Genomic DNA, 14,436 nt, shown 5'->3' with positions numbered 1-14,436 from the left:
ACCGGGCAGCAGCCTGTGCGGTGGCTACCCGGTCGGCAGCCGCCCGGTCGGCATCAGCCGTCGGCGTTCGTGCCGGTGAGGCCGCCGGCGTCGGGGCCGTGTCCAGCGGGGACGGCCTCGGCGGGCTTCGGTGGGGGTGGGGGAGTGCCGTCGCCGAAGGGGCGGCCGCCCAGCTTTTCGCGGCCGTGTTCAGTCAGCCAGTTGGTGAGGTCCGGTCCGGCCGGAACGATTCTGGTGGGGTTGATGTCCTTATGGACCACGTAGTAGTGCTTCTTGATGTCGATGAAATCGATCGTGTCGCCGAAGCCCGGCGTCTGGAAGAGGTCCCTGGCGTAAGCCCACAGGACCGGCATCTCGGTCAGCTTGCTCCGGTTGCACTTGAAGTGGCCGTGATACGCGGCGTCGAAGCGGGCCAGCGTCGTGAACAGCCGCACGTCCGCTTCCGTGATCGTGTCGCCCGCCAGGTAACGCTGGTTCGCCAGAAGGTCCGACAACTTGTCCAGGCGGGCGAAAAGGCGGGCGTACGCCTTCTCGTAGGCCTCCTGCGTGCCGGCGAAACCCGCGCGATAGACGCCGTTGTTCACGTCCGCGAAGACGTACCGGTTGATTTTGTCGATCTCTTCCCGCAGATGCGGCGGGTAGAGCTGCGGCGCGCCCGTGCGGTGGTACCGCGTCCACTCCAGCGACAGGTCGATGGTGATCTGCGCGAAGTCGTTGGTGACGACCTGCCCGGTCGGCACGTCGACGATCGCCGGCACGGTGATGCCCTTGTCGTAATCGGGGTAGCGGGCGAAGTAGGCCTCCTGCAGGCGCTCGATGCCGAGCACCGGGTCCCGGCCGCCCGGGTCGAGGTCGAAGGTCCAGCTGCGCTCGTCGTGGGTCGGGCCGGCGATGCCCATGGAGAGCACGTCCTCGAGGCCCAGCAACCGCCGCACGATGATCGCCCGGTTCGCCCACGGGCAGGCCCGGCTGACGACCAGGCGGTAACGGCCGGGCTCCACCGGATATCCATCGCGGCCGTCCTCGGTGATGCGGGTCGGGATGTACCGCTGGTCCCGGTTGAACTCGCCGGACGGGTTCACGTAAGCCATGCCCTCATCCTGCGACGGCGGCGCGCGGCCCGCAGGCTGAGCCGCCGAATCCGGGCACGGTGGCGCGCGGCGCGCAGGCTGAGCCGCCGAATCAGGGCACGGTGGCGCGCGGCGCGCAGGCTGAGCCGCCAAATTCGGGCATGGCGGCGCAACGGGGCCGCAGACGAAATCCCGGCCCGGGCGGTGCCGGAGCGTCCGGTCTGGCAAAGTTGCCGGGTGGAGGCCAAGATTCGCAGCAATCTAGCTCATTGGACCGTCGTCGTCCCGGTCGTGGCGATCGCCGCCCTGGTGCTCACGTGGGGGCGGGACCTGCCGCCGCCCGCCGTCGTCATCGTCGCCCTGCTGCTCGGCGGCGCTGTTCTGGCTGCGGTCCACCACGCCGAGGTGGTCGCGCACAAGGTCGGCGAACCCTTCGGGTCGCTGGTCCTCGCCGTGGCGGTCACCATCATCGAAGTCGCTCTCATCGTCACGCTGATGATCAGCGGCGGCGAAAAGACGCAGTCGCTCGCCCGGGACACCGTCTTCGCGGCCGTGATGATCACCTGTAACGGGCTGCTCGGTATCTCCCTGCTCGTCGGGGCGCTCCGCCGGCACGTCGCGGTGTTCAACGCTGAGGGCACCGGCGGAGCCTTCGCCACGGTGGCCACCATCGCCACCCTCAGCCTCGTCCTGCCGAGCTTCACGACCAGCCGGCCCGGCCCTCAGTTCTCGCCGGCCCAGCTCGCGTTCGCCGCCGTCGCCTCGATCGCGCTCTACGGTCTGTTCGTCACCGTGCAGACGCGACGTCACCGCGACTACTTCCTTCCGATCACCACGTCGGGCAAGGTGATCGACGCCGAGGAGCACCTCGAGCCGCCGAGCAAGCGGGCCGCGCTCACCAGCGTCGGGCTGCTTTTGGTGGCGCTGGTCGCCGTGGTCGGTCTGGCCAAGGGCGTGTCACCGTCGATCGAGTCGGCGGTGCAGAACGTCGGCCTGCCCAACGGGGTCGTCGGCGTGGTGATCGCCCTGCTGGTTCTGCTTCCGGAGACGATCGCGGCCGTTCGGGCGGCCGCGCGCGACCGCATTCAGACCAGCCTGAACCTGGCGATCGGTTCGGCGATGGCGAGCATCGGGCTGACCATCCCGGCGATCGCGCTGGCGATGATCTGGCTGCCCGGCCCGCTCCTGCTCGGCCTCGGCGGCACCCAGATGGTCCTGCTGGCCCTCACCGTCGTCGTCGGCACTCTCACGATCGTCCCCGGCCGAGCCAACGTCCTCCAGGGAGGCGTCCACCTGGCGCTGCTGGCCGCCTTCCTCTTCCTGGCCGCCAGCCCGTAGCGCGTCTTTGGCCGCCGGCCCGTGATGCGTTTCTGGCCGCCGGCCCGTGATGCGTTTCTGGCCGCCGGCCCGTAGCGCGTTTCCGGCCGCTGGCCCGTCGTGCGTTTTTGGCTGCTCGTAGTGCGCCCAGCCCGGGGCCTTGCCGGGGTTGGCCTTGCCGCAAGTCGGCTTGCCGCAGGGTGGCATCGCCTCGCTGTGGCATGGAAGTCGCGCGTGGTGGATGACGGTGCTCCCCGCGCGCGAGAGTGGGCCGCTCGGATCGTTGCCGAGGCGCGCGAGAGTGGGCCGCTCGGATCGTTGCCGAGGCGCGCGAGAGTGGGCCGCTCGGATCGTTGCCGAGGCGCGCGAGAGCGGGGCGCTCGGATCGTTGCCGAGGCGCGCGAGAGCGGGGCGCTCGGATCGTTGCCGAGGCGCGCGCGAAGGTGGTCAGGCGGGCGAAGAACCTGTTTCGGCGTGAGAAGGCGGTCTAAACCGCGGGAGACAAGAACCTCCGTGCAGCGGGAAATCGCTCTCCGAAGGAGGACCGGAACCGGCGGATTCTATTGACACGCGTGAAACTGCGGGGCAACACTGCGGGCACTGTCGGAGAGCGCTTTCCCATCCCCAGGAGTCCCCTTGCGCACTCGCAAAGTCATCCCCATTGTCCTCTTGTCGCTGGTGGCGGCGTTCCTGACCGTTGCCTCAGGGCCGGCCCGGGCCGCGGCCGACACCCTGCTCTCTCAAGGCCGGCCGACCACCGCCTCCTCGCAGGAGGGTGGGGACACCTCCGCCGCCAATGCCACCGACGGGAACGCCGGGACGCGGTGGTCCAGTCAGTTCGCCGATCCGCAATGGCTGCGGGTCGATCTCGGTGCCGTCGCCACCATCAGCTCGGTGAGCCTTCAGTGGGAGGCCGCCTACGGACGGGCGTACGAAATCCAGACCTCGACCGACGGCACCACCTGGACCAGGGTCTATGGCACCTCGCAGGGCGCCGGCGGGACCGAAACCTTCGCTGTCAGTGGCAGCGGGCGCTATGTCCGCCTCTACGGCACCGCCCGTAGCGGCGGCTACGGCTACTCGCTGTGGGAGTTCAAAGTCTTCGGCACCCCCTCGACGCCCGCCGACGCCTTCACCACCGTCTGGTCGGACTCGTTCGACGGCACGTCCCTGAACACCGGTAACTGGCTCGTCCGTACCGGCACCTCCTATCCCGGCGGCGCCGCGAACTGGGGCACCGGGTCGGTCGAGACGGCCGCCACCTCGAACGTCACGCTCGACGGCGCCGGCAAGCTCACCATCCGGGCCGTCCGCGACGGGTCCGGTGCCTGGACCTCCGGGCGCGTCGAGACGCAGCGCACCGACTTCGAACCGCTCGCCGGGCAGTTGACCCGGTTCTCCGCGGTGATCAAGCAGCCGGATGTGGCCAATGCTCTCGGTTACTGGCCGGGTTTCCGGGCCACCGGCGCCGCGTACCGCGGCAACCACACCAACTGGCCGCAGGTCGGCGAGACCGACATCATGACCGACGTCAACGGCCGTGGTCAGCTCGCGCAGACGCTGCACTGCGGGACCGCGCCGGACGGGCCCTGTGGTGAGTACAACGGCCGCTCCTCCGGGCTCGCCTCCTGCACCGGCTGCCAGACCGGGTACCACGAGTATTCGCAGGTCATCGACCGGACCAGGACCGATGAGGAGATCCGGTTCTATCTGGACGGCCGCCAGACCTGGGTCGTCCGGGAATCCCAGGTGGGCGTGGCGGCGTGGCAGGCCGCCGTACACCACGGCTTCTTCCTCCGCCTCGATCTCGCGATCGGCGGCTCCCTGCCGAACGCGATCGCCGGCCGCACCACCCCCACCGCCGACACGACCTCCGGCGGCGTCCTCAGCGTCGACTCCGTCTCCGTCGCCCGTGCTTCCGGTGTCACGCCCACCCCGATGACCGATCCGGCGCCGCCCGCCGGCCCGTCCGTCGTCAAGGTCACCGGCACCCGGGGCAACTGGCGACTTCAGGTCGACGGCGCGAACTTCCAGGTCAAGGGATTGACGTACGGGCCACCGCAGGCGGCCGCCGACGGCTACATGCGTGACCTCAGGAACATGGGCGTCAACACGATCCGTACCTGGGGAATCGACGACGCCAACACGCCCACACTGCTCGATCGGGCCGCGCGGCAGGGCGTCAAGGTGATCGTCGGGCACTGGCTCAACCAGGGCGCCGACTACGTCAACGACACCGCCTACATGAACTCGGTCAAGAGCGAGATCGTCAACCGGGTCAATGCCCTCAAGAACCAGCCCGGCGTCCTGATGTGGGACGTCGGCAACGAGGTCATCCTCACCATGCAGGACCACGGCCTGCCGGCGTCCGAGGTCGAGGCGCGCCGCGTGGGGTACGCCAAGTTCGTCAACCAGGTCGCGCAGGCCATCCACGCCGCCGACCCGAACCACCCGGTCACCTCGACCGACGCGTACACCGGGGCCTGGTCCTATTACAGGCAGTACGCGCCCGACCTCGACCTGCTCGCCGTCAACTCGTACGGCGCGATCGGCAATGTCTACAACGACTGGGTCGCGGGCGGCTACACCAAGCCGTACATCGTCACCGAGGCCGGACCGGCCGGTGAGTGGGAGGTGCCCAACGACGTCAACGGCGTACCCACCGAGCCCTCCGATCTGCAGAAACGCGATGGTTATACGAACAGCTGGAATGCGATCGACGCGCATCCGACGGTCGCGCTCGGCGCCACCGAGTTCCACTACGGCCTCGAGAACGACTTCGGTGGCGTCTGGCTCAACACCTTCACCGGCGGCTGGCGGCGGCACGGCTACTACTCGCTGCAGCGGGCCTACACTGGTCAGGCTCCCGCGAACACCCCGCCCGAGATCACCTCGATGACGGTGCCCACCTCGGTGCCGGCCGGCGGTGATCTCCCCGTCGCCGTCAACGTCTCCGACCCGCAGGGCGACCTGATCCGCTACAACCTCATGTACTCCGAGAAGCACATCACCGGCGCCACCGGCCTGGCCAACGTCACCTTCACCGAGACCGGACCCGGCTCCTTCACCGCCAAGGCCCCCGACAAGCTGGGCGTTTGGAAGATTTATGTGTACGCCTTCGACGGCCACGGCAACGTGGGCATCGAACAGAAGTCGGTCCGCGTGGTCCCGCCGGTCATCGCCGGCACCAACCTGGCCCGCGGCAAGCCCACCACGGCCTCCAGCTATCAACCCACCGGCACGAACGGACCACAGCTTCCGTCGTACGCCGTCGACGGCGACTACGGAACACGATGGGCCAGTGAGTGGGCCGCGTCCGGGTGGCTCCAGGTGGATCTGGGCTCGGTCCAGCCGATCCGGCACCTCCAGCTGGCCTGGGAGGCCGCCTACGCCACCGGCTACCGCGTCGAAACGTCCACCGACGGCACCACGTGGAGTCAGATCTACGCCACGTCGAGCGGTGACGGCGGATTCGACGATCTGACAGTGACCGGGTCGGGCCGCTACGTGCGAGTAACGGGAACCGCGCGGGCCACCACCTACGGCTACTCCCTCTGGGAACTAGGCGTCTACTGACTTTTCGGCCGGGTCTATTTCGTTACCCGAGATGAATATCAACTCATTGACACCACGACCGGAAAAACGCCAGACTCGCGAACGTGAATGGAATTCCCCGTCTCCTTCTGGCCACCACCCTCGTCCTGGGCGGCTGTTCCGCAACGGGAGACGCCGCTGAGACCCCCGCACCCAGCGCCTCGATCCAGGCCTCGTTCGGTGGCACCGACCTGGCCTGGATCGAGATCAACATCGCGATGGACGAGCAGCTGCTCCCCCTGCTCGAGCTGCCGCCCCGGCGTACCACCGATCCCGACACCCTGGCCCTGACCACGCAGGTCAAAGCGTTCACGCAGGCCGAGCTGGGCACGCTGCGCCAGCTGCACACGCGGGCCGGGCTGCCCGCCGAGAACCCGCACGAGGGCATGCCGATGCCGGGCATGGTGACGCCCGAGCAGGTCACCGAGGCGTCCAAGCTCGCCGGCCCGGCGTTCGACGTAACCGTCACCAAGCGCATCCGGGAACATCTGGTGCAAAGCCAAAACCTGGCCCGCAGCGAGAGCAAATCCGGGATCGAAGGCCAGACCCGGCAATTGGCTCTGCAAATTCTGCGGACCAGGGAAGTGGCGCTGTCCACAATCAGCACCACTGATTGAGAAGGGCGCCGATTTTTGGTTATCGGCGCCCTCGTCGTACGTCAGGGAAGTTGATAGTTCTCGTTGAGGGCGGCGCCGCGGTCCGGCTTGTAGAGGTCGAAACCGCGCGGGTCACATTGCAGGCCGCCGTTGATGCAGTGCCTGGTGAGGGCGGCCAGGGTCGGGGCGTCCCAGGCGTTGAAGACGTCGTAGTGGAACGAATAGCCGCGGCCGCTGGAGAAGTGGACGTTGCGCATGTCGCCACTGACCGGCCAGGCCATCTTGAACTCGATCATCGGAACGGCGACCGGGTGGTCGGCCGGGCAGACGCCGAGGACCGGGTACGCCATGTGGCTCTTGTGGTCGGGCGTGTCCAGGTGCAGGCCGTCCCAGCAGCTCGGGGCCTGCATGCGGGCGTTGAGCTGGGTGCCCGGGGCGCAGGTGGCGGGGATGTCCCAGTTGAAGGAGCTGTCGCCGCACTCGAAGCCCTCGACGGCGCCGGGGCTGTTGCGGAAGTCCTCGAGGGTGGCCTGCGGGCTGCCGACGACGTAGCGCAGGCCGGCCGGGAACGGCCGCACGCTGCGGTAATCGATCACGCCGGACTTGTAGTAGATGACCTGACGGCCGATGGGCTGGACGGCGGTGTCGCCGTTCAGCAGGGTCGGCATCCAGTAGCCGGTCTTGTCACCCGGCGTGATGCACGAGGTGCCACCGGCCTGGAGCGTGGCGAGGGTGGTTCCCGCGTACGTGGTCGTGTTGCCCATGAAGGTGTGTGAGTGCGAGGCGCCCGGCAGCTTGGGGAAGACGATCGGGTCGTCGTTGAGGTTGGAGCGGCTGACCGAGCAGTTGGCCTGGAACTCGTGGTGGGTGGTGGGCGGATTGGTGTCGGGCGGTACAGCGGTTGAGGGGGTCACGCCGGTGACCGGGGGATCGGCCGGGACGTATCCGGGGCCGTCGGTCGGGGGCGGGCTCGTGTACGAGCCGTACACCTGGAACTCGTACAGCGAGTAGCCGTAGCCGGTGCCACGTTGCGTTCCGTAGACGCGGACGTAGCGGCCCTGGCCGGTCACCGGGAGGGTCTGGGTGCCGCCGGCGCCGTTCGCGGTGCTGTAGATCGTGGTCCAGGCGGTGCCGTCGGCCGAGGTCTGGAGCTGGAAGGCTTTGGCGTACGCGGCCTCCCACGTGATCTTCACCGACGAGACGGCGGCCGTGGCGCCGAGGTCGACGCGCAGCCATTGCGGGTCGGACCAGGCGCTTCCCCAGCGGGTGGCCGGGTTGCCGTCGACCGCGGCGGCGGCCGGGGCGCCGCCGTTCTCGGTGGACGAGGCGAGGGTGGGGCGGTTCTGGGAGAGCAGGGTGTCGGCGGCTTCGGCTCGGGGTGCGGCGACGAACACGAGGGCCGCGGCCAACAGGACGGTGGGGATCGCTCTGTGCGGGGTCACAGACTTTCTCCTCTCGTGGAGAGCGCTTTCCGAGTCTGCGCTCCACGCGCACGACCGTCAATGTCCCGTTGGTTCCGGAACCGGCGATCGCGCAGACTCGGGAGAGCGCTCTCCGTGTGCTATAAAGACGGTCATGCGAAGCGGAAGGGCCCCGACCCTGGAGGACGTGGCCCGGGTCGCGGGGGTCTCGCGGGCGACGGTCTCCCGTGTGATCAACGGCATTCGCAACGTCGACCCGCAGCTGCACGAGGTGGTGTGGGAGGCGGTCGGCCAGACCGGCTACGTGCCCAACCGGCTCGCGCGATCCCTGGTCACCCGCCGCACCGGCACGGTGGCGCTGATCGTCTCCGACTCCGAGACCCACGACGACGACCCGTTCATGGGCCGTTTCTTCGCCGACCCCTATTTCGGGCGCGTGGTCGGCGGGCTGATGAGCGTGCTGCGCCGGGAGGGCGTACAGCTGGCTCTGCAGATCGTCGGTACCGACGAGGGCAAGAAGCGCCTCGTCGGCGACCTGCGCAGCGGCCAGGCCGACGGCGCGATCGTGCTGTCCCTGCCGGCGGCCGACCCGCTCCCGCGGATGCTGGCGGAAGCGGACGTCCCCGCCGTGATGATCGGCCGTCCGGCCGAGCCGGTACCGGTCGACTACGTGGACCTGGCCAACGACACCGGCGCCGCCATGGCCGCCGAACACCTGCTGTCCCGCGGCTGCCGCCGCATCGGCATGATCTCCGGCCCGGCCGACGTCCCCGCCAGCAGCGACCGCATCTCCGGCTTCCGCCGCGCCATGGCCCGCCACGGGCACGGCTGGGTGCCCACGGCGGCGGGCAACTTCACCCAGGCCAGCGGCGAGACGGCCATGCGTACGCTGCTGGCGGAGAACCCGGCCCTGGACGGCGTCTTCGTGGCCAACGACCTGATGGCCCTGGGCGCGTTACTGGCCCTCCGCGAGGTCACCCGATCCGTACCCGGCGACATAGCGGTGATCGGCTTCGACGACAGCAGCGCCGCCACCGCCGCCGCCCCCCAGCTGACGACGATCCGCCACCCCCTGGAGGACATGGCCGCCGAGGCGGCCCGCCTGCTGCTGGCCCGCGTCGAGGAACCATCCCTGCGCGTCGCCTCGGTGATCTACGAGCCGTCCCTGATCCGCCGAGGCTCCGCCTGAGATCAAAATGCCTGGACGCCGACCGGTGACGTCGCGTATCCCCACTGCATGGACCGCTACATCATGTCGGCCCCGGACGCCGTCCGGCTCGTGGACAGCCTGGACGCCGCGCAGGTCGAGTTCGCCGTCTCCGGCGGGTGGGCGGTCGACGCCCTGCTCGGCGAGCAGACGAGGGAACACGCGGACCTCGACCTGTTCCTGCCCGCCGAGGACCTGGCCAAGCTGGTCACCGCCCTCGGCCACCACGGCATCGACCGGATCGAGCCCCGCCCCGACACGCGACCATGGAATTTCGTCCTGCACGACGGCCGCCGCCTGCGGGTGGACCTCCACCTCTACGAGCCGCTACCGGACGGAGCCCTGCACTACGGCCCCGCCACCGAGAACTTCTCGTTCCCGGCCGAGGCCCTGACCGGCGTGGGCACGATCGCCGGCCGCCAGGTCCGCTGCGAGACCCCGGCCTGGTCCGTCCGCTGGCACACCGGCTACCCACCCCGCCCCGCCGACCACCACGACGTGCCGCTGCTGTGCCAACGCTTCAACCTCGCCTTACCGCCCGGCTTCCACGCTTGAGGGCGGTCGGACGACCGTCATGCTTCACGCGCCCTCGCGGACGATCTGACGGATACGCTCCCGGCTGTAACCGGTGGCAGCGACGATGTCCACCTGACGCATCCCCGCTTCGCGGGGCGGATTCGTGTGGTTGTGGGCGTGCTCCCGGCGTACGGGGAATTGGGTTTATTGGAGGAAAGCGCCCAGCGGGGAGAGCAGCAGCCGGTTGAGGTCGGTGGCGACGCGGTCGAGGCCGGCTCGTTCCTTGTCGAGGGCGCCCATGTCGTTGCGCAGTCCCCACAGCTTCTGGGCGTTGCGCCAAGCGACATTCCGGGTGTATTCCACCGCCTCGCCCTGCCACCAGTCGTCCAGGCAGCCGTTCATCATGTCGATCAGCAGCTGCCATTTCTCGAGATAGCCGCGGCGCAGGCCGGGGATCGAGTCGGCGAAGATCTCGTTGATGACCAGGTAGTCGTGGTGTTGGTCGCTGTCGTCGACCGGCTCGGTGCCGATGTGGTCGAACGTCGTGACCAGCGCGAACGGCAGGTCGTAGTTGATGTGCGCGTTCACCCCGGCGCAGGCCGACGGCAGCGGACGGCAGTCCGGGCCGGGGATGCGCGCGAACAGGCTGGACCACACCTGCGGGCAGCGTGGGCTCAGGTCGGCGCCGGCCCAGGCGCGTAGCGCGTCGAAGTAGCGTGCCGCGAACTCGACGTCCAGCCGGGACAGGAACGCCGGATCCTTGAACTCGCCGTCGTAGAGCTTCTCGAGAACGCCCTCGGTGATCGTCAGATACAGCTTGTTGAAGTCACAGAGCGGGTTCTCCAGCAGCAACGGGGGCACCCGCGTCAAGATGTCCTGCAGCTTCGTCAGCTGGTCGACAACGGCGGGCACGTCGTCGGGGTATCCCTGCAGGAGATCGGTCATCTCCCGCTGCATGGGTCCCCAGACCGACTGTGTCATCGGTTCCTCCACGGCGATTCTCGGCGGAGGGCCCCCAGCACCATCCCGGTGGCGGTGGCCACCGGGATGGTGCTCCCCCGTGCGGACAGCCTTTCACCGGCTACCTACGTAGGGATCTGTAGAACTACCTATTCGCGCGACGTTTATAACGAACAGGTCACGCCGCGGTCAGAAAGACCCGGCTTGCCTGTACGCGCGTACGCACCTGAAGCTTGTCGAAGATGTGCCCGACGTGCACGCCGACCGTGCGCTCGCTGATGAACAGCCGCTCACCGATCTCACGGTTGGTCAGGCCCTCGGCCAGCGCGGCCAGCACCTCACGCTCGCGCTGGGTGAGAGCGCCCAGCTCATCGCCGGTGTCGGGCTCGGGCGGGGCCATCGGCACCGTGTCCGCGTCGTCGGCCAGGGCCACCCGGTAGCGCTGCGCCACCGAGACGATCTCGGCCGCGAACGGGCGGGCACCCATCGCGATCGCCGTCGCGTACGCCTCGCGCAGCGGCGTGACCGCCGTGGCCCGCTTGACCTTGCGCTGGAGGATGGCCTCGGCCTGGCGCAGCCGGGCGTACGCGGCCGGGTAGGGCTGCTGGCGCTTGTCCCAGGCGCCGGCCGCACGGGCCCAGGGCGTCGGATCGGGGCGGCCCTCGACCCGGCTGATCTCGGCGTTGCAGAGGTCGATGTACGCGTCGACGACGGCCCTGACCTGCACGGCGGCGTTCGTGACCCCGGCCGCCATGCGGTTGACCGACGCCTTGAGCCGGCGCAGGGCCAGCGGGTCGACCGGGTCGCCGGCCGCGTGCGCCTCGGCCTCGGCCCGCAGGCCGTGCCAGGCCAGGATGCCGATCAGGACCAGGTCGTCGGAGCGGGTCTCGAGCAGGCCGCGCTGCACGGCGGCGCGGGCCTCGGGCCAGCGGGCCAGCCACATCGCGTTGCCGGCGCGCAGGGTCAGCATGGGCAGCACGTGCCGGGCGCCACCGCCGGCCAGCAGGGTGGCGACCGCGTCGAGGTCGCGGTCGGCCTGCTCGGCGTCGCCGAAACCGACCCAGAGGCGGCAGCGGGACAGCAGCAGCTCGACCGCCTCGGCCCCGGACGGGCGGTGCCGCATCGCCGTGTCCAGAACGGCGTCCGCCTCGGCCCACTGACCGACCCGGAACAGGCCGTTGGCGGCGATCGCGAGCAGGCGCGACGCGTACGTCCGGCTGGCCTTCTCGGCGCCGCGGCGGGCGACCAGCACACCTTCCTCGATGCTGTTGAGCGGGCCGGCCAGCAGCTCGGCCAGGTGCAGGTAGGCCACGCCGATCTCGTCGGGGTGGCCGCTGCGCTCGGCGATCTCGACCGCCTGCCGCAGCACGGCCAACCCGGCCGCCGGGTCCTCCCGGAAGGCGGCGCTGTAACCGAGGGCGGCGCTGGCCCGGACCAGGTCGGCGCTGTCGGCGCCGGCCATCTCGAGGGCCTCGCGGGCGCGCACGTTGGCGTCGGCGTAGCGGCCCAGGTGGACCAGCAGCTCGGCCAGGTGGGCGGCGGCCGAGGCGCGCCGGGCCGGGTCGCAGTCGGGCGCCTCGAGCGCGAGCACGTACTCGGCCTCGGCCGGCGCCGAGCGGCCGGCCGCGGTCAGGTAGCGGGCGCGGCGCAGGTGCAGGTCGCAGGCGCTGGGCGCGTCGGCCCGGGCGGCCAGGTCGTCGAGGCGGGCCAGGGCGCGCTGGTGCTCGCCGCAGCGGTGGGCCGACTCGGCCGCGTGGGCCAGCAGCTCGGTGCGCTCGGGCGCGTCGCCGGTGGTCAGATCGAGCGCGGTCGACCAGTAGCGATGGGCCTCGGTGAAGCCGTAGAGGGCCTCGGCGTCGCGGGCCGCGGCCACCACCGAGGGCAGGGCCCGGGCCGGTTCGCCGGCGCGCTGCCAGTGGTGGGCCAGGCGGGCGTGGTCGGGGGCGGTGTCGCCCGACTCCAGGGCCTCGGCGTACCGGCGGTGCAGGGCGGTGGCCTCGGCCGGCAGCACCTCGCCGGCCAGGATCTCGGAGACCAGGCGGTGGCGCAGGCGATAGCCGTCCTGCTGGCTGATCACGAAGCGGTGGGCCACGGCGGCCCGGACCGCCTCGATGAGCTGGTCCTCGGGCAGCGGCACGATCCGGGCCAGCACCTGGTGGCCCACCGGCTCGACGCCGGCCGCTATCGCGCGGACCACCGAATAGGCCGCCGGGGGCAGCTCGTCGACGCGGGACAGGAAGATCTCGCGCAGCGTGTCGGAGAGCTCGACGCGGCCGTCGCGCAGGTCACGGGCCAGTTCCTCGGCCACGAACGGGTTACCGCCGCTGCGCTTGTACACCCGCTCGGCGTCCTCGGGGTCGACCCGGCCACCGGCGATCGCGGACACCAGCTCGACCGTCTGCTCGCGGTCGAGGGGGGCCAGGTCGACGACGCGTACGGACCGCAGGCGGCGCAGCTCGGCCAGGACCTTGCGCAGCGGGTGGGCGCCGTGCATGGCCTCGGCCCGGACGGCGGCCAGCACGGCCAGCGGCACGTCGCCGAGGCCGGCGAGCAGGTAGAGCAGCAGCTGACGGGTGCTGCGGTCGGCCCACTGGAGATCGTCGAGGACCAGCAGCAGCCGGCGGCCACCGGCCACCTCGCGCAGCGCCTGGGACACCCGGTCGAGCAGGTCGCCGGCGTCGGCGGGCTGGACATTGTGGTCGAACTGCCGCAGGGCCTGAAGAACCGGGTGCAACGGGGAGGCGTCACCGATGTCGAGACAGGTTCCGGACAGCACGGCGAAGTCCGCGTCGCGCATCGCGGCGGCGGTCTCGCGCAGCAGCCGGCTCTTGCCGACCCCGCTCTCCCCGGTGAGGAACACCGCGGAGGTGCCACCCGGTCCCGCGTTGCGCAGATCGGACTGGATCTGGGTCAGCGTGCCGGTACGCCCGACAAGCGGCCCGTCCTCCTCGCTGGCCATGCAGGGCAGCCTAGTGCGAATCGACCTAGCACGTTGTCGGCGGTTCGGTCTGTTCTGCGTCACATAAGCGACGGGGTCTTGAAGTGTCAGAGATACGTCGTTCAGCAGATCCGCCGGGTGGACGGCGGCTGGCACCGTTCTCCCGGGGCACAGCAAGGAACTGGGGGAGCGTGAGACATGACCGCAATCGCTATGGCGGAGCAGGAGCGGCGTCAAACCGTGTCCGTCCTCTTCATCGACATCGTGGGCTTCACCTCGTTGATCGACGACCTGGACTGCGCGGTGGTCCGTGCGTTGCAGCGCGACTACTTCGGGATCGTCAGTGAAGTGGTCCGCTCCGGCGGAGGAGTGGTGGAGAAGTACGTGGGGGACGCGGTCATGGCGGTGTTCGGCACCGACGAGACCGGGTTCGGCCCGGAGGCGGCCGCCTCGGCGGTACGGGTGGGCCTGTCGGTCCAGGAGGCGTTGAGGGGGCAGCTCCTGGCCGGCAGGTTCGCTGTACGGACGCGGGTGGGCATCGCCACCGGCGACGTGATCGTGGACGTCGCGGCGACCCGCGACTTCGGGCACGGCATGATCAGCGGCAGTGTGGTGGCCACGGCCGCCCGGTTGCAGGCGTACGCGCCGCACGACACGGTGGTGGTGTGCGCGTCGACCCGGGAGGCGTCCGACGAACTCATCGCCTACCAGGAGCTGCCTCCGGTACGGGTGGCGGGCAAGCCGTACCCTCTGGACTTGTTCCGGGCGCTGGAGCCGCAGGGGGCGCTCTGCGTGGCGTAGGTCACCCCGCGTTACC

Annotated in this window: 10 protein-coding genes; 6 read left to right on the top strand and 4 right to left on the bottom strand. The window is 70.2% G+C overall.

Annotated elements, in window-relative coordinates:
• Positions 1-53: 53 nt before the first annotated feature.
• Complete coding sequence (locus tag AB0C26_RS02130) at positions 54-1,091, bottom strand: glutathione S-transferase C-terminal domain-containing protein (protein ID WP_360240082.1); 1,038 nt, start codon at positions 1,089-1,091, stop codon at positions 54-56.
• A gap of 216 nt (positions 1,092-1,307) precedes the next feature.
• Here AB0C26_RS02130 and AB0C26_RS02125 point away from each other — a divergent pair, with 216 nt between their 5' ends.
• The 3 genes from AB0C26_RS02125 to AB0C26_RS02115 all read left to right on the top strand — a co-directional run bounded on the left by AB0C26_RS02125 (position 1,308) and on the right by AB0C26_RS02115 (position 6,598).
• Positions 1,308-2,408, top strand: coding sequence for an ionic transporter y4hA (locus tag AB0C26_RS02125; protein WP_360240079.1), 1,101 nt, complete (start codon positions 1,308-1,310; stop codon positions 2,406-2,408).
• Positions 2,409-3,023: 615 nt separating this feature from the next.
• Complete coding sequence (locus AB0C26_RS02120; protein ID WP_360240076.1) at positions 3,024-5,963, top strand: discoidin domain-containing protein; 2,940 nt, start codon at positions 3,024-3,026, stop codon at positions 5,961-5,963.
• Between the two features lie 83 nt (positions 5,964-6,046).
• Complete coding sequence (locus AB0C26_RS02115; protein WP_360240073.1) at positions 6,047-6,598, top strand: DUF305 domain-containing protein; 552 nt, start codon at positions 6,047-6,049, stop codon at positions 6,596-6,598.
• A gap of 41 nt (positions 6,599-6,639) precedes the next feature.
• Here the strand turns inward: AB0C26_RS02115 and AB0C26_RS02110 are convergent, their stop codons facing one another.
• Positions 6,640-7,989, bottom strand: coding sequence for a DUF1996 domain-containing protein (locus AB0C26_RS02110; RefSeq protein ID WP_360243463.1), 1,350 nt, complete (start codon positions 7,987-7,989; stop codon positions 6,640-6,642).
• 163 nt (positions 7,990-8,152) lie between these two features.
• On the opposite strand from AB0C26_RS02110, the gene AB0C26_RS02105 reads away from it, so the two are divergent.
• Together AB0C26_RS02105 and AB0C26_RS02100 are read left to right on the top strand one after the other, a co-directional pair.
• On the top strand, positions 8,153-9,187 hold the full coding sequence (locus AB0C26_RS02105; RefSeq protein ID WP_360240070.1) for a LacI family DNA-binding transcriptional regulator: 1,035 nt from the start codon (positions 8,153-8,155) through the stop codon (positions 9,185-9,187).
• Positions 9,188-9,235: 48 nt separating this feature from the next.
• On the top strand, positions 9,236-9,760 hold the full coding sequence (locus AB0C26_RS02100) for a nucleotidyltransferase domain-containing protein (RefSeq protein WP_360240067.1): 525 nt from the start codon (positions 9,236-9,238) through the stop codon (positions 9,758-9,760).
• Positions 9,761-9,925: 165 nt separating this feature from the next.
• Here the strand turns inward: AB0C26_RS02100 and AB0C26_RS02095 are convergent, their stop codons facing one another.
• The gene (locus AB0C26_RS02095; protein WP_360240064.1) at positions 9,926-10,702 is read right to left on the bottom strand and encodes a DUF5995 family protein; all 777 of its coding nucleotides are present in this window, start codon (positions 10,700-10,702) and stop codon (positions 9,926-9,928) included.
• 157 nt (positions 10,703-10,859) lie between these two features.
• Complete coding sequence (locus AB0C26_RS02090) at positions 10,860-13,640, bottom strand: AAA family ATPase (RefSeq protein ID WP_360240061.1); 2,781 nt, start codon at positions 13,638-13,640, stop codon at positions 10,860-10,862.
• A 177-nt stretch (positions 13,641-13,817) separates the two neighbouring features.
• Between AB0C26_RS02090 and AB0C26_RS02085 the strand changes: the two genes are divergently transcribed.
• On the top strand, positions 13,818-14,420 hold the full coding sequence (locus AB0C26_RS02085; protein ID WP_360240058.1) for an adenylate/guanylate cyclase domain-containing protein: 603 nt from the start codon (positions 13,818-13,820) through the stop codon (positions 14,418-14,420).
• Positions 14,421-14,436: the final 16 nt, after the last annotated feature.

Source organism: Actinoplanes sp. NPDC048796 (genome assembly GCF_040650035.1).
In the GTDB taxonomy this organism is placed as follows: domain Bacteria; phylum Actinomycetota; class Actinomycetes; order Mycobacteriales; family Micromonosporaceae; genus Actinoplanes.
Note: the sequence above shows the minus strand (reverse complement) of the source record. Positions and strands in the feature narration are given on the sequence as shown.

Bases quoted from the DNA above. Each gene is read 5' to 3' on its own strand.
- AB0C26_RS02105 (WP_360240070.1), top strand. From the start codon at position 8,153: ATGCGAAGCGGAAGGGCCCCGACCCTGGAGGACGTGGCCCGGGTCGCG.
- AB0C26_RS02100 (WP_360240067.1), top strand. From the start codon at position 9,236: ATGGACCGCTACATCATGTCGGCCCCGGACGCCGTCCGGCTCGTGGAC.
- AB0C26_RS02095 (WP_360240064.1), bottom strand. From the start codon at position 10,702: ATGACACAGTCGGTCTGGGGACCCATGCAGCGGGAGATGACCGATCTC.
- AB0C26_RS02130 (WP_360240082.1), bottom strand. From the start codon at position 1,091: ATGGCTTACGTGAACCCGTCCGGCGAGTTCAACCGGGACCAGCGGTAC.
- AB0C26_RS02090 (WP_360240061.1), bottom strand. From the start codon at position 13,640: ATGGCCAGCGAGGAGGACGGGCCGCTTGTCGGGCGTACCGGCACGCTG.
- AB0C26_RS02085 (WP_360240058.1), top strand. From the start codon at position 13,818: ATGACCGCAATCGCTATGGCGGAGCAGGAGCGGCGTCAAACCGTGTCC.